Origin of the sequence: Pseudomonas sp. TE50-2 (assembly GCF_040813665.1) — a bacterium.
Taxonomy (GTDB): Bacteria; Pseudomonadota; Gammaproteobacteria; order Pseudomonadales; family Pseudomonadaceae; genus Aquipseudomonas; species Aquipseudomonas soli.
This window is the reverse complement of sequence record NZ_JBFNXN010000001.1, coordinates 423,977-450,171: the sequence shown is the minus strand read 5'-3', so window position 1 is coordinate 450,171 and position 26,195 is coordinate 423,977. Positions and strand designations below refer to the sequence as shown.

At 60.1% G+C, this 26,195-nt stretch carries 29 protein-coding genes; 7 read left to right on the top strand and 22 right to left on the bottom strand.

Translation table 11 applies throughout. The features are described from left to right. Positions 1-7 precede the first annotated feature (7 nt). Both AAHK21_RS01975 and AAHK21_RS01970 read left to right on the top strand, forming a co-directional pair. Positions 8-1,849 (top strand): right-handed parallel beta-helix repeat-containing protein, encoded by a 1,842-nt coding sequence (locus tag AAHK21_RS01975; RefSeq protein ID WP_367856219.1) that lies wholly within the window; start codon positions 8-10, stop codon positions 1,847-1,849. A gap of 58 nt (positions 1,850-1,907) precedes the next feature. Continuing rightward, entirely contained in the window at positions 1,908-2,213 is a 306-nt protein-coding gene (locus AAHK21_RS01970) for a hypothetical protein (RefSeq protein ID WP_367856218.1), read from the top strand. 249 nt (positions 2,214-2,462) lie between these two features. Here AAHK21_RS01970 and mobH read toward each other — a convergent pair whose 3' ends face one another. Continuing rightward, on the bottom strand, positions 2,463-4,196 hold the full coding sequence (gene mobH, locus AAHK21_RS01965; protein WP_367856217.1) for a MobH family relaxase: 1,734 nt from the start codon (positions 4,194-4,196) through the stop codon (positions 2,463-2,465). A 223-nt stretch (positions 4,197-4,419) separates the two neighbouring features. On the opposite strand from mobH, the gene AAHK21_RS01960 reads away from it, so the two are divergent. Together AAHK21_RS01960 and AAHK21_RS01955 are read left to right on the top strand one after the other, a co-directional pair. Next, positions 4,420-4,614 carry a hypothetical protein gene (locus AAHK21_RS01960; protein ID WP_367858931.1) on the top strand — a complete coding sequence of 65 codons (195 nt, stop codon included), beginning with the start codon at positions 4,420-4,422 and terminating at the stop codon, positions 4,612-4,614. Between the two features lie 126 nt (positions 4,615-4,740). Further along, a complete protein-coding gene (locus AAHK21_RS01955; protein WP_367856216.1) occupies positions 4,741-5,106 on the top strand; it encodes a histone-like nucleoid-structuring protein, MvaT/MvaU family in 366 nt (121 codons plus the stop codon). Between the two features lie 85 nt (positions 5,107-5,191). Here AAHK21_RS01955 and AAHK21_RS01950 read toward each other — a convergent pair whose 3' ends face one another. The 3 genes from AAHK21_RS01950 to AAHK21_RS01940 all read right to left on the bottom strand — a co-directional run bounded on the left by AAHK21_RS01950 (position 5,192) and on the right by AAHK21_RS01940 (position 7,199). Next, positions 5,192-6,130 carry an ArdC family protein gene (locus AAHK21_RS01950; protein WP_367856215.1) on the bottom strand — a complete coding sequence of 313 codons (939 nt, stop codon included), beginning with the start codon at positions 6,128-6,130 and terminating at the stop codon, positions 5,192-5,194. A gap of 86 nt (positions 6,131-6,216) precedes the next feature. Further along, positions 6,217-6,537, bottom strand: coding sequence for a hypothetical protein (locus tag AAHK21_RS01945; protein WP_367856214.1), 321 nt, complete (start codon positions 6,535-6,537; stop codon positions 6,217-6,219). 296 nt (positions 6,538-6,833) lie between these two features. After that, the gene (locus AAHK21_RS01940) at positions 6,834-7,199 is read right to left on the bottom strand and encodes a DUF3085 domain-containing protein (RefSeq protein WP_367856213.1); all 366 of its coding nucleotides are present in this window, start codon (positions 7,197-7,199) and stop codon (positions 6,834-6,836) included. A gap of 452 nt (positions 7,200-7,651) precedes the next feature. Between AAHK21_RS01940 and AAHK21_RS01935 the strand changes: the two genes are divergently transcribed. After that, positions 7,652-8,011: a hypothetical protein gene (locus AAHK21_RS01935; RefSeq protein WP_367856212.1), complete on the top strand. Its 360-nt coding sequence runs from the start codon at positions 7,652-7,654 to the stop codon at positions 8,009-8,011. Between the two features lie 7 nt (positions 8,012-8,018). Here the strand turns inward: AAHK21_RS01935 and AAHK21_RS01930 are convergent, their stop codons facing one another. The 13 genes from AAHK21_RS01930 to AAHK21_RS01870 all read right to left on the bottom strand — a co-directional run bounded on the left by AAHK21_RS01930 (position 8,019) and on the right by AAHK21_RS01870 (position 19,848). Continuing rightward, positions 8,019-9,557 carry a conjugal transfer protein TraG N-terminal domain-containing protein gene (locus AAHK21_RS01930; RefSeq protein ID WP_367856211.1) on the bottom strand — a complete coding sequence of 513 codons (1,539 nt, stop codon included), beginning with the start codon at positions 9,555-9,557 and terminating at the stop codon, positions 8,019-8,021. Positions 9,558-9,566: 9 nt separating this feature from the next. Further along, on the bottom strand, positions 9,567-9,872 hold the full coding sequence (locus AAHK21_RS01925) for a hypothetical protein (RefSeq protein WP_367856210.1): 306 nt from the start codon (positions 9,870-9,872) through the stop codon (positions 9,567-9,569). Continuing rightward, positions 9,869-11,224, bottom strand: a complete 1,356-nt coding sequence (locus tag AAHK21_RS01920) for an integrating conjugative element protein (RefSeq protein WP_367858930.1) — start codon at positions 11,222-11,224, stop codon at positions 9,869-9,871. Before AAHK21_RS01920 ends, AAHK21_RS01925 begins: the two co-directional genes overlap by 4 nt. Continuing rightward, on the bottom strand, positions 11,224-12,201 hold the full coding sequence (locus tag AAHK21_RS01915) for a TIGR03756 family integrating conjugative element protein (protein WP_367856209.1): 978 nt from the start codon (positions 12,199-12,201) through the stop codon (positions 11,224-11,226). Before AAHK21_RS01915 ends, AAHK21_RS01920 begins: the two co-directional genes overlap by 1 nt. Before the next feature lie 222 nt (positions 12,202-12,423). Then, positions 12,424-15,165, bottom strand: a complete 2,742-nt coding sequence (locus AAHK21_RS01910) for a conjugative transfer ATPase (RefSeq protein ID WP_367856208.1) — start codon at positions 15,163-15,165, stop codon at positions 12,424-12,426. After that, entirely contained in the window at positions 15,165-15,584 is a 420-nt protein-coding gene (locus tag AAHK21_RS01905; protein WP_367856207.1) for a TIGR03751 family conjugal transfer lipoprotein, read from the bottom strand. Before AAHK21_RS01905 ends, AAHK21_RS01910 begins: the two co-directional genes overlap by 1 nt. Next, positions 15,547-17,055, bottom strand: a complete 1,509-nt coding sequence (locus AAHK21_RS01900; protein ID WP_367856206.1) for a TIGR03752 family integrating conjugative element protein — start codon at positions 17,053-17,055, stop codon at positions 15,547-15,549. The genes AAHK21_RS01905 and AAHK21_RS01900 overlap by 38 nt, the downstream gene beginning before the upstream one ends. Further along, positions 17,045-17,851, bottom strand: coding sequence for a TIGR03749 family integrating conjugative element protein (locus AAHK21_RS01895; RefSeq protein ID WP_367856205.1), 807 nt, complete (start codon positions 17,849-17,851; stop codon positions 17,045-17,047). The genes AAHK21_RS01900 and AAHK21_RS01895 overlap by 11 nt, the downstream gene beginning before the upstream one ends. Continuing rightward, positions 17,851-18,489, bottom strand: a complete 639-nt coding sequence (locus tag AAHK21_RS01890; protein WP_367856204.1) for a PFL_4703 family integrating conjugative element protein — start codon at positions 18,487-18,489, stop codon at positions 17,851-17,853. Before AAHK21_RS01890 ends, AAHK21_RS01895 begins: the two co-directional genes overlap by 1 nt. Further along, entirely contained in the window at positions 18,486-18,887 is a 402-nt protein-coding gene (locus AAHK21_RS01885) for a TIGR03750 family conjugal transfer protein (RefSeq protein ID WP_367856203.1), read from the bottom strand. The genes AAHK21_RS01890 and AAHK21_RS01885 overlap by 4 nt, the downstream gene beginning before the upstream one ends. 7 nt (positions 18,888-18,894) lie before the next feature. Next, entirely contained in the window at positions 18,895-19,272 is a 378-nt protein-coding gene (locus AAHK21_RS01880; RefSeq protein ID WP_367856202.1) for a TIGR03745 family integrating conjugative element membrane protein, read from the bottom strand. A 14-nt stretch (positions 19,273-19,286) separates the two neighbouring features. Then, on the bottom strand, positions 19,287-19,526 hold the full coding sequence (locus AAHK21_RS01875; RefSeq protein ID WP_367856201.1) for a TIGR03758 family integrating conjugative element protein: 240 nt from the start codon (positions 19,524-19,526) through the stop codon (positions 19,287-19,289). Continuing rightward, positions 19,513-19,848, bottom strand: a complete 336-nt coding sequence (locus tag AAHK21_RS01870; protein WP_367856200.1) for an RAQPRD family integrative conjugative element protein — start codon at positions 19,846-19,848, stop codon at positions 19,513-19,515. The genes AAHK21_RS01875 and AAHK21_RS01870 overlap by 14 nt, the downstream gene beginning before the upstream one ends. A 208-nt stretch (positions 19,849-20,056) precedes the next feature. On the opposite strand from AAHK21_RS01870, the gene AAHK21_RS01865 reads away from it, so the two are divergent. Continuing rightward, positions 20,057-20,266: a hypothetical protein gene (locus tag AAHK21_RS01865; protein WP_367858929.1), complete on the top strand. Its 210-nt coding sequence runs from the start codon at positions 20,057-20,059 to the stop codon at positions 20,264-20,266. Positions 20,267-20,470: 204 nt separating this feature from the next. Next, complete coding sequence (locus AAHK21_RS01860; protein WP_367856199.1) at positions 20,471-21,541, top strand: NAD(P)/FAD-dependent oxidoreductase; 1,071 nt, start codon at positions 20,471-20,473, stop codon at positions 21,539-21,541. A 77-nt stretch (positions 21,542-21,618) separates the two neighbouring features. On the opposite strand, the gene AAHK21_RS01855 is transcribed toward AAHK21_RS01860, so the two are convergent. From AAHK21_RS01855 to AAHK21_RS01835, 5 genes are read right to left on the bottom strand one after another with little or no spacing between them, the layout of a single operon-like run. Further along, positions 21,619-22,347, bottom strand: a complete 729-nt coding sequence (locus AAHK21_RS01855) for a TIGR03747 family integrating conjugative element membrane protein (protein WP_367856198.1) — start codon at positions 22,345-22,347, stop codon at positions 21,619-21,621. Positions 22,348-22,385: 38 nt separating this feature from the next. After that, a complete protein-coding gene (traD, locus tag AAHK21_RS01850; RefSeq protein ID WP_367856197.1) occupies positions 22,386-24,512 on the bottom strand; it encodes a type IV conjugative transfer system coupling protein TraD in 2,127 nt (708 codons plus the stop codon). Positions 24,513-24,521: 9 nt separating this feature from the next. Next, the gene (locus tag AAHK21_RS01845; RefSeq protein WP_367856196.1) at positions 24,522-24,941 is read right to left on the bottom strand and encodes an integrating conjugative element protein; all 420 of its coding nucleotides are present in this window, start codon (positions 24,939-24,941) and stop codon (positions 24,522-24,524) included. Then, positions 24,938-25,492, bottom strand: a complete 555-nt coding sequence (locus AAHK21_RS01840) for a transglycosylase (protein ID WP_367856195.1) — start codon at positions 25,490-25,492, stop codon at positions 24,938-24,940. Before AAHK21_RS01840 ends, AAHK21_RS01845 begins: the two co-directional genes overlap by 4 nt. Beyond that, positions 25,474-26,193, bottom strand: a complete 720-nt coding sequence (locus tag AAHK21_RS01835) for a TIGR03759 family integrating conjugative element protein (RefSeq protein WP_367856194.1) — start codon at positions 26,191-26,193, stop codon at positions 25,474-25,476. Before AAHK21_RS01835 ends, AAHK21_RS01840 begins: the two co-directional genes overlap by 19 nt. Positions 26,194-26,195: the final 2 nt, after the last annotated feature.

Genomic DNA, 26,195 nt, shown 5'->3' with positions numbered 1-26,195 from the left:
AGACGTTATGAGTGCCGATGAAGATCTGATTGCTTACGCCGCACGGCTCGCGGGTTTTGATGAAAATGGAGGCGATGCACTGGTCGGGATGAGGAAGCGCTACGCGCAAGCTGTGAACCTGACCCAACGTGAAAAGAACCGGGCGCGCATCGATGCGGCGGAATGGGGCATACGCCCTGACCAATTGCTTGTGGACAGTACGGAGCTTTTCAACAAGGCGATGGCGGATGTCGGTCGTGGGACGATTTCGGTTACTCCAGGTGAATATGCGATCACTACGCTGAAACTTTGCTCCTTTGTTCATCTAGAGTGCAACGGAGCAACGTTTGTCAAAACCGACAGTGCTAAACGGTCATGTGCAGTATCGGCCACGGGTGATGAGGGCGATGCGTCGCCGTTGGTGCGAAACGCCAGCCGTGCTGTTAGCTGCATTGAGGTGGAAAATGGCTCGCTTTTTCGTGAACAAACCTGGGTCCTTGTTCGCGACAACGTGCATATCAACAAGGAAAACGGGCGTAATCAGGAACTTGTTTACATCAAGTCGGTATCGGGTAACACGATTGAGCTGAACGTGCGGTTGCATCGTGGGTACGCGGTCGAAGCCAAAGCCGAATTGGTGAATGTGAAACCGTTGATCGGCGCGTCGATGTCCGGCGCCGAAATCGTTCTGCAACGCACTGAAAAATTTGACGGTGGCGGTTTTGCCATTGACCTTGCCATCGGCTGTGACTTTTCCGAAAACACCGTGCGCTACCCGGACTCCATGCCGGCGTTTCGCGTCAGTCGCTCAACGTTGATTACTCTGAAGGGTAACGAAGTGTACGACGGTCAAAACGCGCAGACCGGCGGTTGGTTCGGCCAGGGCGTTGACGTCAACCAAGGCAGCAGCTTGGTAACGGTGGAGAACAATCGCTTCATTAACATCAATCAAAATGCATTCCAGAACAATGCCGGATACTCCAGGTTCGCCTTCAACGTTGTCCAGGGGGCTGCTGATACCGCAGTGAATACGCATGGCTCCGGAAGTAGTCACATTGACATTGTTGGTAACTACATAGAGGGCTGCAATCAGGGCATTGCCGTTTCCTTTTCAGAAAATACCGCGGCCGATGATAATGTAACCATCGCCAGCAATCGTATTTTGAATTCTGGTGTCAATGGCATTTCGGTCGCGAACGCTAAAGAAAGAAGCAGCCATCGCATTTGGATTCATAACAATCGCGTAGAAGGGTTCGGCTTCACCAGCGGTGGCGCAGGTATCTATATTCATCATGTTGAGGGGGCGTTTGTTGACTCTAACGTCGTCAGCAACAATTTGCCGGGGGCAGCGACCAATGCATTGATCTGGTTCAATACTGTCAACGATGGTGTTGTGCGTAACAACATCCTGAGAGATGCAATCAAAGGTGTCGGCATTCGCTGGTACGAGTCTACCGGCGTGCATATCAGCGGCAACGATATTGCCGGTGTGCTGCGTCCATTCGAAGCCGTCGGCAATAGCCGGTGCCGGCTGGAGAGCAACATGATCGATGCTCGCCCACCCGGTGAGATCGACAGTGGCACCCTCGTTTTGCATAACTCCTGGCAGGCAGAGCCCATTGCGGGTTCCGTGGAAGTCGCGTTTCTAGAATCCAGTTTCGCCTCAATGGCCGTGCTGTTCCCGAAGGATGCCTTTACGGGCACTCCGGTGGTGATAGTCAGTGCGGAGTCTACCGAGCACCCGTTCATAGCCCAATACAGCAACGTATCCAAGACAGGCTTCACCGTTTCGGTGCATGTGGCCAATGGTGGGGCCGTTACGCAGGTTGTGAATGTGAACTGGAATGCGCTTGCCCACCTGTCTGCATGACGGTTCAAACCTGATGGGTGGTGAGTGCTGAGAAAAGTCCGGCAGGAATCAGAAGTTTATGAAAACAATCGGCATGTTGGCGTTTATGAGTGTCGTGAACCTTTCAGTTGCCACTGATGCGGTCGCGGAAGGAATGGTTTCGCCACGTCCAGATGGTAGCGCCATTGATTGGCGGCTTGACAGGCCGACGGGTGGGGGTAAGGTCGGCCTAGTGGTACTGGCACAAGGGTCGGGATGTTTATCCGAGGCAAAGAATACGAACCTCGCTGGCGTACGTGCCTATTTTCCCGGCTATGCGGCATTGACGGTGGAAAAATATGGCGTAGCGCCCCAACCTGACCTATTGGGAGTTTCCGGGATATGACCATGCCATGATGGACGTCAATGGGCAGAGCAGAATAGGGCAGGTCCTAAAGCAAACCAGCCAGTGGTTGTCTGAGCAGTATAGGCAGCCCGACAGCGCTAAATGTAATTCCTCCGCCGACACGCAGCAGCGCTCCTGAACCTGGGCTTCTTTGGTGAGGCTGCAACGTTTATGACGTACGTGTGGAGAAGCAAAACGCTCCACAGGGGATCTTAAGCTATACAGATGTATCGCTATCACTGGTCGATTTCAAGACTTTTTAACGGTTGATTGGGTCAACGATAGGAATGGATTATCAACCGTAGAAAAGCCGGTCACTTCTGTGACTTCGCGTAGCAGGTAACCTTTAAGCGAACTGGTTTTGCGAGGGCCTTGTACTTTGCACGTCCATATGTTCAGGCCGTTGGATGTTTTTTGATGTAAGTTCAACTTCTCAAAGCTACGTTGAACACTCCGCCACATATTGGGGGTGTTGTCTCCTCTTACGTATTCAGTTTGCTCGCTCACGTAGCGTTGGAAAATACCCGGAGTGACAAGGAATAAGGTGCCCGCCACGGTGTGAATCTTGGCATTGCTTTCGTTGATCAATAATCGGTGCCTGTGGATTCCTTTACACAGCCACTCAATGAAATTTTTCCCCACGGTAGCGCTGGAGGAATCAGTTTCTGATTCCAGTCCTTCCATTGTCGTTCCATTCTCGGAATTTGACTCTTTCAACATGTCCATCAATTCGTCGAGGTAGTTGAACTCCTGATGTTGCGGCATTGCCTGTTGCTTTCGTTCACCAGTGGCTGTTTGCGCCAGATCCGCAACTGATTCTCTCCCTCCCCCGGTCGGCAGGGGTGGGGCAATCGTCGGTTCAACGGTGCCATTGAAGTATTCGGGTCGTAGCTCGTCGGCCCAGATCAGACTTGGCTGCAGGCAAAGGAACGTGAAGCGATGCTGCCAGTCACCGTCCGTGATAGTGGCGTTCCACACTGCTTTACCTTCCGGTGTCGCTTCCACCAATCCATGGGACTGCAGCTCATCGAACAAGGCGATGTTAGAGGTGGGGATACCGTCTACGGCTTGAGCCAGCAGATGCGCCCGCAGCTTGTCGGTTGTGGTCTTGCTGACCAGCCATAGGCGGTCTTCGGTGAGCCAGCCGGCCGCGCCGGGCTGGTTGAGCTTGAACTCGTTCTTGACCAAGTGGCGCAGCCCCGTCAGCAGATGATGCTGCAGCGAGTGCTTGGGCGCCTGTAAGGCCTTCGCGGGATTGCCACCGATGTTCTGTGCGGTGGACACTCGGTCAGCTTTTAGTATCAGTTCCCCCAGGATCCCAGCATGCTCGTAGTGGTCGGCTAGCAGGAACAGCAATTGGCTCCACAATTCGGGGTAATCGCTGAGCCAGTCGAGCAGCGTGGGCGATAGGATCTGGATGTAGAGCAGCCCTGCCGCTGCGCCGTGAAGCTTGTAATCGCGGTCGGGGTGGTAGCGAAAACGGTAGGGCTGGTTTAACGGGCCGTGCCAGGGGTGCCAGCGTTCGGCATTCTGATACTCCACCTGCAAGTCTACGGCGATTTTGCCGATGTCATGGAGCAGGGCACCGTAAGCAATCGCGGCGCTCCAGGCATCGGCTTGTGCCGCCTGGTCTTCCGGTGCAGCGCCGTTGGGGAGGAGGTAGGACTGGCGTAGCTTCAAGCTGCAGGCCACCAGCTCCAACCCGTGATCGAGCATGCCCCCAGGATAGGCGTGATGATGGCTTTCGCTGGCCGGGAGTTGCTGTACGAAGCTGGCGTAGCGGCGGATGGACTCGAGGTAGAGCCGATCAAACTGCGCTTCGGAGAGGGCCGTATACTGCCAGATGCGTTCGAGCAGCTTTCTCCGGTGATCGGCGGCGAGTAGAGATTCGGCCGACTGGGGAAGCATGAAGCCTTCGACGAAGGGAGTGGGAGTGAGCTCTGCCGCCTCACCTTTTCGAAATTTCAACCACCAGCGTTGCATCGGATGACCTGCTGTTAGTTCGGGAGGTCCTTTTGCCTTTTCGGATAAGCCTCTTACCCTTGCGCCCCCTTCCATTGCCGCCGTTACCCTTTACCGCCTTGGCCTTTTTCACGGGAGTGATAATTTGAAGCCAGGCGCATCGGGATCGGTGGCCGATCGGAATAGCGGCCCCTTTGTTCAGGGCGTAGACATGCCCGGCATGATTTCTTGTGCAGGGGCGCGGATGACGTTGAGTGATGCGGTATTGGTCGTGTTGTTGGCTGATCGGATTCATGGCACGGATGCGGCCATCCGATCTGCGGCCAAGCGCTGTGTGAAAATACTGCCCCGCAGCCAGCGCGATATCGTGTTTAAGATCGGGAACAGCGCAAACCCACGGCAACTTGTGGCGCACCTGTGTCAGCACTTGTCTGTTTGAGCGACCAGGCGAGGTCGTTTTAACCGGCGCTGTGCAAGAGACGTTTGTGCTTTAAGTAAACCCTCGGCTAAAGTCGCGGTCTCAGTCATTATCCCTGCACTTGTCCCACGCCTAGGAATATTATTCATGTCCAAACTTGCCGAGTTCAAAGCACTGGAAGCGCAACTGGCCGCGCAGCTGCAACAGCTGGATGCCATGAAAAACGACTCCGGTTTGAAGCAGGAAATCGAGTTTGAACAGAAACTCAAAGCGTTGCTGGAAGAATACGGCATGGGCCTGCGCCAGGTAATTAGCATTCTGGATCCGGCCAAGGGCCTGAGCGTACCGACCGCGAGTGCGTCCAGCAGCAGCCAGCGCAAGCCTCGCGAGGTGAAACGCTACAAGCATCCACAGAGCGGTGAGGTTGTGGAAACCAAGGGCGGCAACCACAAGATCCTCAAGCAGTGGAAGCAGGAGCATGGCTCGGACACCGTCGAGAGCTGGCTGCAGTAATCACCGGCTTCCTTACGGCGGCGGCTGCCGCGCAGCAGATAAAACAAAGGCCCCGGATAGGGGCCTTTTTGCTGGATGAGTGGAGTCACGCGGTGAGACCAGCTGGCGTATCTGTGGCTTGATCAGACTGCAAGGCCAACAGGTACTCAGAAGCTTCTCGGGCCTGACCACTGGCGCGGAAAATGGCTCGTTTGTCTTCCTTGAGTATCTTCAGCCAGGACGCCAAGTATTCCTCGTGACGCAACTCACCCGCAGTACCGGTGAGAGCGCAGAGGAACGCGGCGCCCATTTCTGCGACCAATTCCTCGAAGGCATACAGCGTGGAGCCGAATGCATGCCCGCCGGTGATGCCTTCACGGTTCAGACGAGTACGATGGCCCGACCAGTGCGTAAGCTCATGCAGTGCCGTTGCGTAGTAGCTGCCGACGTCTTCGAACTGCGCCTTCGTAGGCAGTCGGATCAGATCACGAATTGGCTGATAGAACGCGTCATCGCCGTAGCGATGCTCTATGCGCGCTCCGCTGGCGACCAGCAGTTGCTCGGCCGGTTCATGATCGATGAAGGTCGCGGGCTCGGCGTGCTCAGCGGAGGCTGGCTCCACATCAGGCAAGCCTTCGGTCTGCTCGACGTTGAACAGGCAGTGCGTGCGCAGGAGTGCGAACTGCACCAATTTGATGTTGCCCTGTTCATCACGAACGACTTGGCCTTCCTCGTCATGCGCCTCCTTGCTCATCGGTTTGTACAGTACCGCGAGGGTGGACTGTTCGCCCTTGCGCACATGGCCTCCGGCTTTGCGCGCCTGGTTGTAGGTGAGCCAGCGATCTTGGGTGAAGCCTCGAAGTCGCGCTTCCGCCCACAGCAGCAGAACATTGATGCCGGCATAGGGACGCCGGGTAATGGCGTTGATGGGAAAAGGGCCGTCAGCGCTTGAACCTGTGGTGGTCCAGGGCTTGATCCAGGGGATCACGCCTTGGCTCAGGGCGTTGACGATCTTATTGGTGACGTCCAGGTAGATGTCAGACATGGCGTTCTCCGATTGTGAAGGGGGAACGCCACCCCATCCGGGAGGTGTTCCCGGTGGGGGTAGGGGCATAGGACATACTGGTCAACTCAGAGGGCTGTGAGATCCACCGAATGCTCAGCTGGCAAGCGGATGTGTAGGAAAGAAGGGGAGCTACGTGGCGTGATGTGGGCCAACTGCAACAGCGAAAGCTGTTCGGTTGCAGGCGCGCCGTCCTGTGGCAGCTGAATGTGCAGATCAATTGAGCAGGGTGACGAATGAGTCGCAGCCGCCAGAGCACTAGTGAGCAGGATGGCCAGACGTTGGGTTATCTGATCTGTGGAGAAGTTTCCTGGGCCAGACTTCATGAGTTGCTGCCATACGCCAAGGCTGAGCACGACGGCCATGGGGAGGCTGCGGTCGCTTGACATGAGTACCTCCGGAGTAGATCGCGCGAGCACCTCAGTCGAGGTGTTGCGGGGCTTAGTCGCTGTAAATATTGCAGCGAGCTGGGACTGCCTAAGCAGTAAAAAACCTGTGCTCAGCGGTGGTCAATGGCCACTCAGGAACATCGCAAATACGCCTATCCAGAGCGTTCCAAGGAAGGCTGGACGCTTTAGCTTTCTGATAAATGGCGACCTTAGATAGAACAGAAGGCAGCCGGAAAGGCGCTTCCTGAGGTCCCGACAGCGAGCCCTCTGGAAGCGCCTGTGGCTTAGATCGGTGGTTAAGATTTTGCCGTCGGCTCGACTTCGGCGGCCAAGCACAGGTGAGTGGAGGTGGCTTCAACCACCAAAGATCCTGCTGTGCCGCGAAGACTGTTCAGGACAGGATCTTCGATGTCGAAGTGCTCAGCGAAATCGTCACCGCCGAACTCGTCGTTAGCGCGATTCCAGCAGGTATCAAAGTCGTCGATCGCCGGGTTGCAGCCAATGGCATAGGCCACTCGCTTGCGGCCGCTTCCATCGGGTTTGCTCTCGCCGATCTCGGCCATCAAGTAAACGCCGTGATCCTTGACCAGCATCACTTTGCAGCCATTGATACCGGCTTCGGCCAACACTGCGTGAAGTTCAGAGCCTGTGAAGCGCAGCATGATGAAATCCTCCAAGAGGTGCGGAGGAATTCCACCCGTGCGGGAGAATTCCCAGCACTGGAATGGTTTGAGTAGGCGCGTCGAGGGTGAAGGCTTTGGAAGCCTGGGGATTTAGAGGGCGTTCATCACCGCGAGAACAGTGACCATGCGAGCTGCCGAACGCGAATCGCATTTGGGACAACCATCACATGTGTGACTTAGCCTCGAAGGTAATGGCTACCTGGGTGCTGGGAAACCAGCGATTGCATAGCTGGTTTAACAAGCGGCTCAGCGGAGCGTCAAGGGCGTTTTATGTGAGTCAGAGCTAAGTGAGTCCTAGGAATACCACCAGTGATCGCCAGCGCCAAACGAGGTGATCAGCGGTCACTGAAAACGAAGGAAGGGGAGTAAGCTTTGGCTTGGATCCAAATTCTTTTTGCTCTCATGCCTTGAGTAGAGAAGGGGGTGTTGAAATGGCTATTCAAGTTCCTTCGATTACCGGGCGCACCACTTTCGGCAAGCATTTAATTCGAGCCGCTGTCCGAACGGGGCGCTTGGTGAATAAGCTTGAAAAACGCATTTTGAGCTCGTCGATGTTGGCCTCTGTGCCTGTCCAAAATCGTAAAATCGGTATTCAGCTTTTCAAGTTGACTCTGCTATTCGCCGTAGCGTCAGTCGCTTTGTTTTTGGCAATCGGGTTGATTGCGATATGGACGATTGCAGCCCTACCTGTAGCGGCATCTGCTGACGAGCCTGACGTATTTGAGGTGAGCCATCCTCAGCATCGTTTCAAGTATCCAGAAATGTACGATGACCACGGATCACTTCGTTGACCTCGGATCATTTAAGTTTCTGGACCCCTCCAGCGATGTGAGAGGATCCTTTGCCGGCTTGGAGTTTGGCAGTCTCCGCCCCCTGCGTGAGCAAGCTCTGAACGTTGTTACCGACGTTGTATCCTGCCCAGCTCATTGTGCCGAGAAACAGCATGGGCAATACCAGAAACATTGCGCCCATCACGTACTCGATAACTTGAGCGGTTACTGTCCCGTCCATGAATCCGGCCGTCGGCAACGACAACAGCGCTTGGTCTGTGCCAGAGACTTGGTTGTAAAGCGTCTCCAGCATGCTGGAGTCGACCCAGCGCGCAAGCTCCCACCAGAACGTCAGCATGTGGAGAGTGAATAGCGCGAACGTGATCGTCATGAGCGCCTTGAGCTGATGGGTGCTGATCAGCAGCACCAGCGGCAAACTGATGATTGTGCCCATGATCAGGAAGGCCTGAACCATCGGTAAGGCCGCACGCAAAGCATTCATCGCCGGGAAATTGCTGAACGAGCCCAGGGCCAGCCCGGTGTTGGTGGCCAGGTTGTTGAGCCCTTGCGTCAGCGAGCCGCCCCGGGCACTGCTGCCGTAGTCCTGGAAGATCTGCCCAGGTGCCATGCTCAACGATTGCTGCCGTGGGCTCACCAATTCGCGCAAAGTGGCGTCCTCGATCTCTGTCGAAGTGCGCCCGGTCAGCCAACCCCGCAGCTGCGACATCAGCGATGGGTCGACCGCGGCTATCAAGCGGTCTCGCAACCCAATCGTGCCATCACTCCACCACTGCTTGCAGGTGGGGTAGCCGGCGCCGTTGTCGAGCTGAGGCAGCGAGGTATCCCGGGTTTCGTCATATGGCCACTCAATCCTGGGCCTTCGGGAGCGATCGGTATCGTAGTAGCCCGGTGTATTGAGCAAGTACGTCGAGCCAATCCAGGACGCGTCATAGCTTTGGGATTGGTCCAAATCGGGCCGATTGGTAAACAACCGCGAGCGCGAAAAGCCGTAGCAGTCTCGGGTGAAGTCCGCGACCTCCTGCAACAGCACCTGGTCGTTGATTCGCGAGCTGTCGATCTCCATGCGCATTGCACGGATGTCGGGTGCGCAGGGGATCGACGCGGTCGCGGCGGCGGTGATGCCTTTGCTCATGGCATGCACCAGGAACCACCACACCGGCACGTTCGCTGACTTCTCGCCGATGGTATTAAAAGTGCTGCCCCAGGCGGTGTCGGCGGGCTTGGCCATTGAGACTCCACAACGCTGGCTCGCCGCATCGTCGAAGGTTAGGGAGGACAAGTTAAGCGGGAAGAACGGCATGCAACCAAACAGAATGACCACGTAGCTCATCCACAGCCGGTTTTCGACGCGAGGGATCGACAACAGCCCCTTGTTGCCCTCATCGGCACCTTGCTGGCGGGCCGACAACCATTCCTGCAGGATGATCGCACCGAAGGGCGCGGCGAACAGCCCGGTGTCAGCCAATGTGTTCCAGATGCCGTTGTTGATGATCCAGGCCAGCAGCGACAGGTAGTACTCGAGATAGCTGTTGGTGCTCATGTTCATGTCTGCACCTCACACGCGAGACAGCTCGAACAGGATGATCGAGCTGAAGCCGATCAAACCCAGGCGCGTCAGCCGTTGCTGATCCGCAGGCGTGGGCCGCTTGCGCAACGTTGCGGCCCAACCGGCAAAAATCAGGGTGTACAAGAGCGCGCGCCAGCACGCGAAGTAGTGCGCTGTCCCTCGCGCTGGTTCGAGCCAATACAACTGGGTCACGGACAGATGCAGCGCCATCCAAGCAATCAACAACATGCCCAGCATGGCGCCGAGCATCATCAGTACACGCCCGAGCGTGGACCTCACCGAAAACGAGATCATGGCGTGCTCCTCTCCTGTTCGGCTCGGCGCAGTCGGTCCGGCTCCGGATCGCGCTGATCGATGCTACGCGAGGCATCGGCGCCGCCGGCGTGGCGGTCGAGGACCAGGCTAGCGGTATTGGTGGCCAGCGCCTGGCGTACCTGCAGCTCGGTTTGCAGCAGGCGGATCTCGCGCTCTAGGGTTTCGACGTTGCTGTTGAGGGCGCTGATGGCAGGCTGGGCCGAGGCCACGTTGGGCTCGTGGCTGCCGGCGAACAGCGTGCGCTGCAGAAGCATCGCTTTGTAAATGACACTGGAGAGTGCTGTCTCGCTGGCCAGACGTCGAGCGAGCAAGTTCTGGTCGGGATCGTCGCGTAGCCCTTCGATGACACCGCGGGAGACCTGCAGCAACGGGCTGGAGACCTTGCCCAAGTTCTCCGGTGTCGGCTGCTCGGCACCTGAGAGCATGCGTTGCAAGTCTTCCAGGTTTTCCATGTAGATTTCCTGGATCAGCGGCGACAGGCCGGTACCGGCGGTTACACGCAGCGTCTCGCAGTCGTCGCAGGTCTCCACCTCGGTTTCCCCGAGCACCTGCGTCGCCCACTCGGAAGCCTCCTCGGGACTCGACCAGGCTCGGCAGATGGCGCCATTCTGGCAACCCGAACCAACAGCTGAGGTATCCTCGACTGCCCGGTTGTGCAGCAGGTTGTAGCCGGCTTTGACCACGTCCGACGTCACCCGGATGGGTTGCTGGCCGTTGCCTCCGGCTTTTTGGCCGCCGACCCAACTGACGCCGTTGTTGCCGTTGTTCGATTCCGTCTCCTTTATTGCCATTACGGCATCACCGCCGGACTGCTCGAGGTTGTGCTGCATCTCCTGGTTCTGCGCAAGCGCACCCCAGCCGGCCTGGTCGACTTTGTCGGCCATTTTCGCCGCCATGGCCTGGCAGGTGAGCTTGGATCGGTCAAAATCGATCCTCCCCTGCAGCACCCCATTACTGAGCAGCTCATACAGCCCGGGGTTGGCGCGTTGAATGATCATTGCCGGCAGCGACATCACCGCCTGCGTGGCGTTCTGGATGACGTTGCCCATGATCTGCTGGAAGCCCTGGGTGGCGCCATTGAGCTGGTTCTGCAGTGTGTCGGAGAGGTTCATGTTTCCGCACATCATGTTGGCGCGCCAGGACATGCCTACGCCCAGGCCATTGGGCCGGTAGAGCGAGGAGGGCGCTCCTGCCGCCGAACCACCGCCGATGGTGTACATCACCCGGTCGTCCAGGACCGTTGCCTGGTCACCAAGGTGGTAGCCATTATCGGCGGCATGGCCCGCGGCACACACGAGAAAGCACACCAGTCCTAGCGAGAGGGTCTTCATCATTGGCCTCCGTCAAAATCGACGCTGAACAGGAAGGTCTGACCCATGCGCTGGCAGCAGCGGTACGGCCGCCACAGCGACCAGGCATAGGCACCCTCGGCGCTCTGGATCGCTGGACTGGGGAAGATGGCGCAGGTGCTTTGGGTCACCGGCGTGAGTAATTGCCAGCGATGGTTGTTGACGTTGTTCTCTAGTACCGGCTGCGGCGGCCAGTAGCCAGGCGCAGGCATCGGCTGCAACGGTAGGTAGACATGCGGCTGGCCAGCGCGGGTGATGAAGTCGCTGGCGCGCTGGGCCATCACAGCAGCCGCCTTGAAATCGTCGGGCTGCACCAGAAAACCGTGGCGTGGGTAGACGCTACCCCACATGTCCCCGAGTGCCTGGTTGCCGATCTCGCGCATTCCCGGAACGAGTGCTTGCGGGTAGACGGATTCGGGAATGGCCTGGCGCCACGCCAGCGGGTCGAGCGTACTGAGGTAGTAGGGCGCAAACGGCACGGCACTGCTTGGGCACGCATAGCCGAACGTGTGCGCTAAGGCCGTCAAGGCAGCCCCGCCGGGGTGCCCGATGCCGTCGACATTCTTGAACCGAGGCAGGTTATCGCGCTGCGGCGAAGGCGTGATCAGGTTGCCACCCCCTTGTGACCCTGGCGTCGGCGGCGACAGTGCAGACATTTCACTCCAGGGATTACCGCCGGTGTCCGCGTAGCTCGACACCACCAGTTCAGGAATGAAGTGACGGATCTTCGGTGAGGTTCGTACCGTGCAGCCGAACGGGGTGCACAGCAGCCAGTAGCAGATCCCGACGACCCGGTATTCCAGGCACTGCAGCGAAGTGACGGAGGCGATGATGGTCGGGGTGGTCAGTGCCAGGCACTGCTCGGTGGCGATGAGCAGAACTGCTGCAGTGACCGCACGACTTCGGCCAGTCTTCTTGGGCATCGGTGATCTGCAGACGGTAGAGGCGGTTATGTTCATGGGCAACGCTCGGCAGGTGGCAGCGGTGTGCATCCGTGCGCCAAGTTCCAGCATCCCGGATCCGGCACTGGAGGAGGGGGGACAAACTGAGTCCGGCGTGATCGGTTTCGGATGGCGCCTGATTCAGTCGCGCGAGTTAGGCAAAATAGCGAAAGAGCACAAATGTGCTCTTGGTCGATATTTGCTAATTCGAAGGGCCACGAATGGCTCAGGCGGTATCGTTCACGACATACCGCGCAGGCGATCAATCTCCGCCGCGACCTGCAGCGCGGCTTCCAGCTCGGACTGCTGGTGCTCTTCCATCAATCGCCAGCGCTGGGCTTTTTCCTCGGGCTCGGTCATGGCCAAGGCGAGGTACAGGCTCGGCGGCACTGCACGGAACAGCGTCTCCAGGTTCTTCGACAGAACTACGGCCTCGGTGTACTTGCCCGAGGCCTTGCTCGCGGAGAGCAGCAGCGCCTTCTGCGCCGGCGTGAGCTTCTTGAAACGGGCGATTTCCTCAATCTCCGCCGGCGGCATGTTCAGGCAGATCCACCATTCGATCATGTTGAGCATGGTCTGCGCCGCATCGGGCAAGTCGGCCATGTTTTGCGTTGCCAGCCAGAACCAGGCGCCGAGCTTGCGCCACATCTTCGTACCCTTGACCACAAAGGGGGCGAGCAGCGGGTTCTTGGTGATGATGTGGCCCTCATCGGTAACCATGATGATTGGCCGGCCGAGATACTGATCACGCTCGGCAATGTTGTTCACCGTGTTCATCATGCTGATGTAGCTGATCGACATCTGCGCTTCGTAACCCTCGCGGGCGTAGGTGGCGAGGTCGACGATCGTTACATCGCTTTCCGGCCAGGGCGTGCCGGGCCGGTCGAATAGGACGCCTTCGAACCCCTGGCAGAACAGGTCGATGGACTCGGCCATCTCCAGGGCTCGCTCCCGGCGTTTGTCAGGCAAATGAGCGTCGCTGGCGACCTGGCGCAGGGCATCGCGCACATGACGGGTCAGCACTTGTTGTGCGGTCGCGGCGCAGTGCTGAGCGGCATCGAGGATGCACTCGCGGATCAGGCTGCGGTCCGCGCGGGTCAGGCGTGCCTCTTCCTTCGCTTCACCCCCTGTGATCATCAACCGCGCGGTAATCTCCAGTTCGCCCAGCACGTCGCGCTGCTCATCACTGTCCGGTGCGGTTTCATCTAGGTCTTCGGTCGACAGGCTGGCCACCTGGTCCGGGTGCTCGATCAGCCGCCGCGCATCGGCGAAAGGTGCCAGGCTTAAGCCACTGCCGGGTTTGAGCTGCACCTTGTTGACGGACAACCCGAGCGTGGCGAAGTAGTCGCCCTGCAGGCCAAAGGAGTTGCCCGCTTCGACGATGAATAGCCGCGGCCGGTATACGGCCATGACCTGCATCAGGATCGAGACCAGGGTGGCCGATTTGCCGGCGCCGGTCGGCCCGAACAACAGCAGGTGGCCATTCATCGAGCGGTCGAAGCGCGACAGCGGGTCGAACGACAGCGGTGCACCCCCACGATTGAAAAAGGTGATGCCCGGGTTGCCGGTACCGATGCTGCGTCCCCAAAGCGGCAATAGGTTGGCGACATGCTGGGCAAACAGCAGTCGGGTGTACCAGTTGCGCGTATCTCGGGCGGGGTTGTAGACCATCGGCAACCAGCGCAGGTAGCTGTTGCAGGCGGCCACTTCATTGCCCTCACGCACCGGCTGCAGGCCGGCACCGAGCAGCACGTTGGCAGCCTGGACCGAACGTTGGCGCAGCTGCTGTTCATCGGCACCACGCAGGTACAGCGCCAACGTGCCGCGGTACAGCTTGTGCTGGCGACCAATCAGCGCACGGGCTTCTTCCACGTCCTGGCGGGTCTGGGTTGAAGCGAGGTTCTCACCGATGGCTTTGCGCGCCAGTCGGTTGAGCTGCTCCTCAAGCACATCCTGGGGCGTGATCACCAGGGTCAGGCTCATCAGCGCCTGTTCAGGCAACTGATCGAACAAGGCGTTCAACGCCTCGCCTTTGCGCGTTTCGCCGGTCAGCTGGCCTATATGCGGCGGCCTTCGCAGCTTGTCAACCACCATCACCGCGTGGGGCTGTTGATCGAAGTACCAGAGGCCCTGTTCGCTATCGGAGCGCGGTTCCTGGAAGAACAGCCGCTCGGCAAAATCGTGGTCGAATGGCAGCGGCAGGTCCTCGCCGTCGTCCATCTCCGGATAGGGCACACGTCGATAGAATGCCGCGGGGGATTCGTCGGTGAGGGCAGGGCACGGGTTGAACCAGGGAAGCAACCAGGCGTAGAAGTCGCGTCCGGTCAACCGGTGAGGGCTGACCCCGCAGGCCTGCAGCGAAGCCACCAGGCGGTCGCAGGTGCGGCTCAGCAGTTGAGTCGGGCTCTGCCCGTCATCGTCACCCTGGTCCCCGAGCCAGCGGTACACAACTAGGCGAATCCGCCGATTGCTGCCGCGCCAAGGCAGGCGGGACACGACATGGTCGTCGAACAGCCCGCCCGGCTTGGCGATGGCGTCGAGGTGACGCTGCATCGAAGTGAGGAAGGCTTGGGTAAACGGTGTGCCGCGAGCCCTTGGCGCGATATAGCGCTCCAGCCGCTCGAGGTACGGGGCAAAGTCACTGTCGTCCTGGCAGAAGAACTGCACCACCCAGGGCGCCTGCTCCAGTTCGTCGAAGCTGTCCTGGAGCGCATCCTCCAGGGCGTCACGAGCCGCCATCAACCACTCGGGCTCACGGCCCTCGGTACCGATCGGCTGCAGCTCGAACACCGCACCCACCGAGCGGTTGTCGTCGAGCAGAAAGCACTGCTCGTCCTCGAGGTATTCGACCCAGGGCAGGTGATCGGCAAAGCTGGGATTGTGAGCATACTGGGCGGCCTCGTCGGCAAGCGTCGCGCGCCGGCGCTGCGCAGCGCGCCAGGGCTTCCAGCGTGGCGCGTTGCTACTTGCGTCATCGGCCATCACAGATCGTCCAGGCGTTCGCCGGGCAGCGCGTACTGGACCTTCTCGTACAGCGGGAAGACGGTCGAGTAGCCTGGTACCGGGGTCTGCTGGGTACCGGCCAGGTGCGGGTACACGTACATGACCAGGTCCGGGTTGGGCAGGCGCGGGAACTGGGCGCGGATCTCGTTGGCCGCGGTGCGCGTGTACGCGCTTTGGTCGCCTATCAGGCGCTCAGGGTCGAGCACCGGACGGCGCAGTTCGCCACGCGCTTCCTGCAGCTGTTGCTGGGATCCGACGGAGCCACCGCCGTTCCAGATGTCCAGCATGGTTTGATCGCCATGGGGCAGCATTTCCTCCTTGCTGGTGGAGCAGCCGCCCAGGTGCAGGGCGAGCAGCAGACTAATCCAGATCCAGTACCGAAACGGATGGGCTTTCATGGTTCACTCTCCGGCCTTTCGGCTCGTAGTCGATGCTGATCTCGTGATCTAGGTGAAGCGCCACCTTGGCCCCCGGCGGTACGTAGATGGCGGCAAAGGCTTCACCATAGAGCTTGTTGATCCACTCACGGATGTCGCCGATTCCACCGCTGATCACCGAGTTCAGCGCGCTGTTGCCACTGTTCTGGGTCAAGCCCAGGCTGCCGCCGGCCGAGTTGATGAATGAGGTGTTGGTCTGCTCGCTGCCCAGGGCCGCGGCGAAGCCCGCGCCGGCCGCCGTGATCAGGCTCTGGCTACCCAGGTATTGCTGGGCGTTGGAGCGGCGCTCCCCAGAAATGCAGGGAATGCCGTAGGGATCGGAGATGTACCCCAGCCCGCCACGGATCTTCTCGGTGTCCGAGGTCTGGGCGCTGCTGCGATTGCGGCTGACGACCTTCTGCGGCTGTGGCACCGTGCGAACGGTCCCGTCGCTGAAGGTAAAGGTGATGGACTCAACCTGGCCGCGCACGCAGGACAACGTCCAGTCGCCGGCAGCGGTGCCGCTCATGACCGCGCCGACCACGTCCGGTAGGTCGATGCCGTTGGCGGTGAGGTTGTCCGGGCCCACCAGCACCTTGAACGGATAGGGGTCATTCACGGTGCCGTCCACCGGGACACGGCCAATCAGCGCGGTCATGGCGATCGAGCCCATCAGGGTCGAGTTTTCAGGGAGGGTGTAAACGGGCTTGGCGCCCTCGGCGCGGTCCTGAGCGTTCTCCAGGTCACGCTCGTCTTTGGCGACCGCCCGCAAACGGTCCTGCCCTCGATCAATGGCGTTGTTGTCCAGGCCGTGCAGGTCTTTGAACGTCGACGTCAGCGATGACAGCGGACCGTCAGCTTTGCTGGCGTCGTCCTGGCCGGTGCGGGCATTTGACGGCTCGATCCACTGCACTGCGTCAGGCGCTGATTGCGCACGAGAAAACTGTTGTTCATCGCCGGGATCAAGACCAAAGCCTGCGGGCACATCCGACGTCGCGGCCGGCTTGCTGGTGAGTTGGTCCTTGAGCCTGGACAGCAGGCCCTGAGTTTCGCGGTGCTGCTGCTCAGCCTTCTGCCGGGCATCGTTGGCCTGCTGGCGCTGCTCGGTGACCTGCTGGGTGACGCTGCTCAAGGTGGTCTGGATGCGCGTGTCGATATTGCCTTCGCGCGAGCGCAGCCGCTTGTTCTCGGTCTGCAGGGCATCGTTGCCTTTCTTCAGCGTCTGCATCTCGCTGCGCATCGCTTTGACCTGGCCGATCAGGGTGGCCACCGTATCGCGCGGAGTGTCACCCGCGATGCCCAAGGCCTTGACTTGTTCTGCGCTAAGTGTGGTTTTGTCCGGATCGTGCGCGGTCTGGCCTTCCGGCGTGGCAATCCAGGACTTGCCGATGATCAGCACGATGCCCAGCAGGACCCCGGGTACCAGCCACTTCAGCAGGCCGTTAGCTTTCATGATCGGCAGCCTCCGGTGTGGGCGCGGGCAACAGCAGTGCGTGCTTCAGGTCACCGCCGCGGGTGACGAGGTAGGCCACGGTGGTGTCCTCAGGCGTGCCGGCGAGGCCGAGGTCTGCGTGCTGAAACGTTGCGGCGTACAGCGTCGCGTGCAGGTGACGCGGGTCCAGCGCGACCTTGCCGGGCCCGCGATTCACGATCTTTACCGCCGTTACCCAGTAGTTGCCCAGCCGCCACGCTGCAAGCGCCTTGATCGACACTCGTGCGGTCGGCAGCAAGGTCCTGAGCGCGGCGGAGTCGCTCAGTGGTACCCGCCGCACACCGGGCAATGGCGCCACAGTACGCAGAGGTGCATAGAGGTTCTGTGCGGCATAGCGGGTAAGCATCACCGGCACCGGCGTCGCCGCGGGTGCGGCATCCTTCGCGACTTCCATGTCCGGCGACTGAGCCTGGGCCACGATTTTGACCGGCTCCAGAGACTCGCTGCCATCAAGCGCTTCTATGTCGATCAGGATGATGTCGCCGGACTTCACGGACTGCAGCTGCAACCGAGTAGGGGGAATCGCTTCCGCAGCTCGCAGGTATACCGTCCCGCCGACCGACTGCACGCGAAGCTTGCTGGCGATCGCGCTGGGCAGTCCGACGCGAACATCTTCATCCAGCATTAGCACCCGCTCCTGTCCCACCGTAAGCGGAACGGCCAAGGGCAAGCGGTCCCAGTATTTGACCTCGACGGCTCCGACCGCTGAACACCAGCCGCTGGCCATCACCAGAATCAGGATCAAGACACGCATCATTACGCACCTCCCGGCAGCGTCAGCTTCTGCGGTGTGCCTTCGTAGCAGTCCAGGGCCAGGCCCCACTTGTTGCGTTCAGGGTCGACGTCAAAGCGCACCACTCGCAGCGGATAACGCACCACTACCCGCTTTACCGGCTCGGCAGCGTAGTATTCGTCGGCGTTGAGGTCGAGCTTGACCAGCCAGCTGTGCTTATCCAGCTGCTTCACCCGCAGGTCGGGGTCGTCGCTGTACCCGCGGCCCAGCACCTCATATACCCCGCGCACCCGGCCACGCAGCTCGCCGGCGGCCTTGCGATATTCGAAGTCGCCGTCGAAGAACGTCTTGCACGCGGGCGTCAGGTAGGGCTGCAGGGCAAAGATGGCACGGTGATAGTCGACCTCACCGTCGGTGGGCCAGCGGTTGAGTTGGCCGAAGATGTACAGGGCGAAGGCGTAGATGTTTTCCGGCGGCACATCCCACCACTTACGGGTGCTGCCTGAGCGCAGATCAGGCGGTACGTGGATGGTGAGTTCGGAGGGCGCGGCCTGCCAGCCGTACCACAGACCGCCGCACAGCAGCGCCAGGATTGCCACGGCCAGCCGCAGACTAAAAATGTGCGCCTGCTGGGCATCCACCTTGTTGCGGAAGCGGCTCATGGGTTGGCCCTCCTATGCCGGCGAGTCCGGCGCACGGTCCACGGTCCCGAATGCAGGATCAGTTGGTGCGAACCGATGCCCCAGTGCACCGCCATGTGCCACTGCAGCCGCCGGTACAACCAGGTTTCGGGGCGGGCACGCTTGGCCCGGCGCAGCAGTTTGCCGCCGCCGAGTAACACCAACGCCATGCACACGAACATGCAGGTGGGGAGGGTGGCGATGGAGGCGGTGGCCACCGCCAGCGGCGCACCGAGGATCACACCCAGCGCGGCACCGACGATCAGGGCGACCCACATCTCGTCATTGGTGAGGCCGCGCAGGACGGCCGGATCACGGTTGAGACGCTCCGGTAGGAAGGTCAGCGTGCCGTCAGGCAGCGTGGCGGGGACGTCGGACATGGTGACCTCACAGAATCGTCGCGGCTTTGGTGAGGAACCACAGGATCACCACCACCAGCAGTGCGCCCACGCCTACTACGGCACCGAGGTCCTTCCAGGTCTTGCGCTGGTTCTGAACGTCGGCGTAGACCGTCAGCGAATGCCAAGCCACACCGAGAAACGCGAGGGTGGCGATCAGCAGGCCGAGCAGAATGCCGCCGTCGTAAGCGTAGTTCTTGATGGTGTCGATCAGGCCTGAACCTTCGCCGCGAGAGGGCGCTTCCATGGTCGGCAGGTCAGCCCAGGCGAGCGTCGAACTCAGCAGCACCAGGCCGGCGAACAGGGCTTTCGAACAGCTAGCCCGCAGTTTGAGAAGCGGGCGATGGCAACGGCGTGAAGTGTTCATGGCAGGTCTCCTGGTTACGACAGCATGAAAAACATCAGCACGATCAGGGCGAGGACCAAGCGCAGCGTGCTGCCGCCGAGCGCACCGAACGTGATGTTGCCGGCCGCCCAGCCGCGGTAGCCGGTCCACAGCGCCCAGGCGCACCAGAGCAACGCGAGCGCCAGTACCGATGAGCGCCACAGCACCGAACTGAGCTGAGGTGTAAATCCGGCCCCGACCAAAAACGCATTGAGTTGGGCATCAGTCATGCTCATCGGAGGGGACCCAGTGGGGGACTTCAGCACGGTAATCACCGGTTAGCTCGACCAAATCAGTTGGCTGCGCGCGTGAGGGGGACAGGTATTTGTGGACTCCTTGACGCATACGCTCTAGGTCCGCAGTGAACCTCGGATAATCGAAGCGATAGCGGGCGCCAGCGATATCGACTGAGTCGCTGCTCGCGCGGTTCGCCAACTGTTCGATGGCGGCGATCTGCCGCTGCACCAGGCTCAGATCCAAGCGCTCGCGCACGTCATGAGCGGCAGCACCGAGCGATACCAGACAGACAAGCAGCAGGGAGGGCGAGGTGTTCTTCATGGCGAAATCCAGCCGTAGTAACTGGCGTTTACCCTGAGTGGTTAGAGAGCATTTGGCATGGGTTAAAGGGATCTGCGAGCTTTCGCTTTAAAACAGAAGGATGCAGCGAGAGCACCGTGCACCATCTGTAGCTCGGGCTCCAAGCGGACTGCCGCCATTAGCACCGGCAGTTCACTGTTATGACTGCTAGTCTTTGATCGAAACGCAGATGATGAGAAAAACGCCACAGTTCCCCATTTTTGGTCATCCCATGTACATGGATGCGGTAGATGCAATGAAGCTGTTCCACGAGGTGCAGGCAATGTGCAAGGCTGCGGAGCAAATTAAGCGTCTGCGCCTGTTCGCCGAGGCGCAGTTTCAGGCGGTTAATGATTACCAGCTCAAAGCGTCAGGCGGATATGCTGGTCATTCTCACTGACAGGCTCAATCAGATTACCCCCTCGGTTACGGACGTTCCCGACGATGATGCCGACTAGGTACCAGCGGAAATCAGCTGTTGCATGGTATCGCAGTTGATTATTTCGGCCGCATGCGCCGGTGATGTGCCACGAAAAGAGTTCTCATGTGACCAAAGCTCACCGCTGTCGTACCATCGGCACATCGACAGAACGGAGGTTAATCGGTGACTAGTCAGATCAAGCGGATCGTTGTCATTGGCGCGGGCATCATGGGCGCATCCCTGGCGTATCACCTGGCGCGTAAAGGCGCGAATGTCACCGTGGTCGATGCTGAAGATATAGCGTCGGGCGTGACTAGTCGTTCATTCGCATGGATCAACACCTCACCCTCCGAATCCGACCCCATCGCGCAACTGCGTGGTGCCGCAATCGAAGCTTACCACCAACTCGAAACTGAACTACCGGGCTTGACGGTGCGATGGGCTGGCGCCTTGTCCTACAGCGAGATGTCGAGCGTGGCGTCGACGGGTGAAAGTAGCGCGCCTGTGGCTGACAGGCTCTCTCGATCACAGATTCTAGACCTTGAGCCCAATCTCAGGCACCCACCAGAGTCTGCATCATATGCACCGGCAGAAGGTGCGCTGGACCCCGTGGCCGCTACGCATGCGTTCATCGCAGGTGCCGAGGCTCATGGCGCGAAAGTGCTCACTCGAACGCCTGCGCTAGGTCTTGCATTCCAGCGCGCAAAGGTGAGCGGCGTTGAAACTGAAAGGGGCATCATCGATGCTGATATCGTCGTCGTGGCAGCCGGGACAGGTATAAAAAAGCTGACGGACAGGCTGGAAGTATCGCTTCCAATAGAGGCCTCACCTGCCCTTCTCATCCGCTATAAGACACAACCCAACCTGGTGCGTACCCTCATCTCCAGTCCGGCAATGGAAGTGAGGCAAACAGCGGATGGAGTCTTGCTAGCAGCAGAAGATTACCTGGACGACGCCGTAGAAAATCAGCCGAAAGCGATTGCGCTACGAACAGCCAAGGCTATTCAAAACGAGCTCCATGGAGTTACTTCAATAGAGCCGGAGTGGGTTGGTGTCGGGCTCAGACCCATGCCTGCAGATGGCATTCCTATCATCGGTTACCTACCCAAAGTTGCCGGTGTCTATGTATGTGCAGTGCACCCTGGTATCACATTGGCGGCGTTAGTGGGGCGGCTCGCCAGCGAGGAAATCATCAATGGCGAAATATCCAGTGCTCTGGGGCCATGTCGACCAGATCGTTTCTTTCCAAGATAGTGGTTCTGGTTGTGATGCCACCATGGACCTATGGCAGACTCCTGCAGCCCACTCGAACAGCTTTCAATAGCGGACAGTCAAAGATATTTTTTAAACGTTGCAGCGGTGATTGCCACCATCCATCCAAGCAATGCAGCGCATGGCAGTAACACCCAAATAGGATTAACCGAGAAGGGGAGGGAGAGGTAAATTACCCAGGGGCTCAACATCAATGGCAACAATGTCCGCTTCGCTCGGTGGTAGATAAAGCTGCTTTCCCGGCCGGCTCCGAATTTGCGCAGGTCACGCCGCATCAAGCCATCGACGGTTCCGGTAACTACAGCAAGCAGGAACAGAGGCATAGCGAGCACGAGGACGGTCAGGCGTACCACAAAGGTGAAAACGGTGAATAGGGTTGCCAACAGGTAGTCCTGAATCACAATGTAGGCCTGTGCGATCTGCCCCGGTAATGAAGCTTCTCGACTTAGCAATTTTAGGTGGGTGTCGGATTGTGCCCATCCGGAGCGCACTACGAACCAGTCGTGCAGGTGTTCGATCACCTTAGCGGTAGCTTGCTCCGGTTCTTGCACGAGCAGCGAACTCTTGAAGTGACTACTGAGCCAGCCCAGCTCACTCAGCCACATGGCATAGCTGTGATGCCATCCCTGTTCTGGCCAGAACCAAGAAATGCCCACGAACTCCAGCACGATGGAGAAGATCAGCGAAGCGAACAGCAGACCGAGGAGCCGCAGACAAAGTTCGAGCATACCGAAGATGAGCCCGGAACGTCGTTGCACAGCAGGTGGACTGGCTGGGGTGGTAGGCATATAGAGCTCCACACAGTGCTCATTTGCTCACGGTGCGTTCACGAGGAGAGCTTGCGCCCTGGTAGAGGCATCTCGGGATCGAAATCGATCGTCGGAGCACCGCCGGCGCTGCTCCACCAATTTTCCGCATTGGCGTTGTAGGACTCGCGCATGCGCGCGGCCAGGGCCTGCAGATCCGTCGGCATCACATCGTCGCTGGCCGGCTTCGGCAGCGGCATACGCACCTTCCACAGTTGCCCGCCTTCCTGGAACGAGAACATCTGCCCCTTGGGCAGAGCGATGATGTGTGCCGGCTCAATCAACGTTACCCCCGTGGTAGTGATCCGGTCTTGCGAGGAGGAGGTAAAATCCGTGCGGGCATCCGGATCCGCGGTGTCCGTCGCACCTGAGACTAGGGTACGTGTCTGCACGTTGACCTTGGGCAATTGATTGGTGAGCAGTTCTGCGGTCGCGGTTTCCCGCACACGCAGCATCTGCAGAGTGTTGAAATTGCCGATGACCTGGCCGGCCTTGGCTCGGCTGCCGATACGTGCCTCTATATCGCTCAAGGTCTGGGTATAGGCAGTGACTTGGATACCGGCACCGCCGCCCTTGTTGATAAGCGGAATGAACTCGTCGCCCATCAATTCGTTGAATTCGTCTGCGTGCAGGTTGATGGGCACCTTGTCAGATGCGCTGGAGGAACCTGGCAAACCGTGATCAATGCCGTGCTTATAGATGTGGCCGGCGACGGAGACCAGATCGGCAAACATCGAGTTACCGACGGCACCGGCGACTTCGGCATCGGACAACGCATCCAGGCCGACGTAGACGATGCCGCGCTTGCGAATGACCTGCAGCCAGTCGAAGATCGGCCGTGGGTCGTCGAGGTCGGTGTAGTTTGGCGCGAGCAGTTGCGCGGTCTTGCCGCTGGTGAGTTTTTCCAGCAGCGGTAGCAGAGAAGCCACAATCTTGTCGAAGTAAGTGCGGTCGTAGCGCACGGCCGAGCGCAGGCCGTCCATGACGGGGTCGAAGATGCGCTTGGCGGTCAGGTATTGCTCGATGGCGACCACGCGTTTTTCCCGGCCAACCATGTGACGCGGGATGTTCTTCTCGTTCAAGCGGCCCTCAATCTGCACAATCGCTTCCCAGGCCAGCGGATCATGGCGGGCGAAGAAGTGTTGGGCATACTCGATGAACAGCGCATCGATGTTGACCACATGGCGCTGGATCTGGAGGTAGTCCGGGCGGCGGCCGAGTTCAATCAGGGCTCGGGCGATGATGTTGACGAAGCGCCAGGCGAACTCGCGGAATGCCGCCGAGTTGCCCTCGCCACTCAACTGGCCGGCGATCCGGGTGGCGACTTCCGAAATGCGGCCGAAGCGGCCGATGGCGTTGTAGCGTGCGGAGATCTCCGGCCAGCCCAGGTGGAACACATAGAACTCGTGTTCACGGCCAGCGCGCCGCGCCTCGACATACATGCGCTTGAGCAGATCGGCGTCGCCCTTGGGGTCGAAGACAATGACCACTTCCCGGCTTGGGCGGTGGATGTCCTGGGTGATATACACCTCGGCCAGGCGCGTTTTGCCTACCCGGGTGGTGCCCAGCACCAAGGTATGTCCGACCCGTTCGCCGAGCGGCAGGCTGGCTTCCTGTTCCTTCGGTTCGACGCCGTGCAGCAATGGCGAGCCACCCACCGGCGGTAATGGACGCACCGGATTGAACGGGCTGTCCCAAGCGGTCAGGCGAGGCAGCAGCGAAAGCCCCGTCGGGGCTTTCTCCAGCAGCTGTTCCATCCGTCGCGCCCACTGGTGGGCAGCCGACTGGTTGACATAGTGGGCCAGCGCCGGGTCCTGAGCTTCGAGCAGGCGCTGCGTATGCAGGCGGGTCCAGCGAAAGCCACGGCCCATGAACAGGCGCTTGCTACTCACCGGAATCTGCCGGCTGGTCAGCGAATAGCGCGGCAGGCGGCGGATATTGCGCCGGTAGCGTAGGACGATCCGCGCCTCGTTGAGCCGCTTCAGGCCGAACGCGGTATACGCCAGCGCCATGCCTGTCCCTACCTCAGGCGACAGTGCCACGGCCCAGGGCGAGTGCAGGCATAGGGCTCCGGCGCCAGCGCAGATGCCCACGGTGTACAGTTCCACCGCCGGGCGCAGCAGGGATTCCATCGCGTGCTCGCCCATGAGGTGCCCTCACTGTTCCAGACCGGTGGGCGTGATCAGCACCGGGTAGTGCTCCAGCTCCAACCGCTCGGCGATGTCGTCACCGCTGACCGGCCAGATACTCAGCTTGGGCGCTGTCATCTGGATGCGCCGCAGTGCCCGCGCGTCGTCGACCTCGACCGCCAACCCGTTGGCGCCCAACTCTTGTAGTGCTTGGGCGTGCCGCGACAGCCACTCCAGGGAAGTAGTGTCCTGCCCAACCAGGAACAGCGGCGTCATGCCGGGCAGGCTCAACGCCCTAGATGGCACGGCGCCTGGCGAGAGGCGAGCGCTGCGCACCGGTAGCACCCAGTTCAGCGTGGTGGGGGCGGGTGGACTGTTGGTCTCAGCGCTCACGGCAAGCGACAGCCAAGGGCAGAGGGCCAGGGCCACCAAGCGCAAACAGCTCATGGCAGGGTCCGCCCTAGTGCAGTCGCGATTGGCTGGACGCGTTGCCAGTGACGGTTGAACTGACGGCGATAGCGCGCCGCTGGGGGACCACCAGCAGGCCGGTGATAGCGGCCGGCGGCGACAACCCAGTCACCGGTGTCGACATAGTGCGCACGCAATAGTTCGGCGGTGACGGCGAGGTTCATGCGGGGATCGAGGGCATCGCAGGCGCTGGCATAGCGGTTGGGGTGATAACCCAGGTTGGTTTGGCCCAGCCCCACATCAATGCGCTTCGGGTCGTGATGGCTGAGGGCCCCCCTCAGCGCAACACACGCCTCGTCGCGCCGGGCAAACCGCAGCGGTGATCCGGCGACATTCAAGGTCCAGGGCCAGGGCATGAGGCGACCGCGCAGCGGCGTACCACTTTCCTGCAGGGCAATGGCGAACAGCACCGAGGCGGGGATACCGGCGCGCGCGGCCGCCAATTGATACGCCGGCGGCGGCAAATTACCTGCATGAATGGCGGCGGCGCTGACCATCGCCAGGGTGAGAATCAGTCGATGTGTTGCCATTTTCCGTCCACCTGCTGATAGCGGGCTGGCAGGGGCCGGCTGGCGCCCAGGGCAAACCAGCGGCCGCGGTCATGGTTCAAGGTGACCTGGCCGCCGCGGACTTGGGCGGCAGTGATGCCTGCGCGTTGCGCCCATTTGCGCAGTTGCGCATCGTTGCCTTGGCTGCCGACCAGGTACACATCCAGCCGCGCACCGGCCTTCAGCCATTGTTGGAGGTTGGTCACGCAGAGGGCGCAGTGGTCCTCCACGAAAAGGGCCGTGCGGCTGCTGCTCGAGGGGCCGGCCTCGTCGTTCATTCCCTGCACGGGCTGCAGACCCGGAAACAGCCGCGCCCAGGCAGCGGTGTAGGCTTTCTGGTAGGCCAGTTCGCGCTCGGCACGCCTGGCTTCCAGGCGGACCTGCAGCTCGGCGTAGCGCTGCCGCTCCTGATCCGAGTTGGCCTCGACACCCAGGGTGGTGAGCGGATCAAGTTGCGGCGACCAGAAATGGCGGGGGCCGGTCTGCAGGCGCTCAAAGGTGGCCCATTCGTCATCCGTCAGGCCCCAGGCCTTGGCCTGGTCTGCTGCAGACGTCTGCCGTGCCAGCGGCAACTGCTCACTGAACTCCACCTGAGCGTCGACATGTTTGGCGACGCTCAAGCCCTGATCGGCGAACACGTAAGCCGGCAGTAGGAGGAGCGCAACCGCGGAAAACCTATGCACGT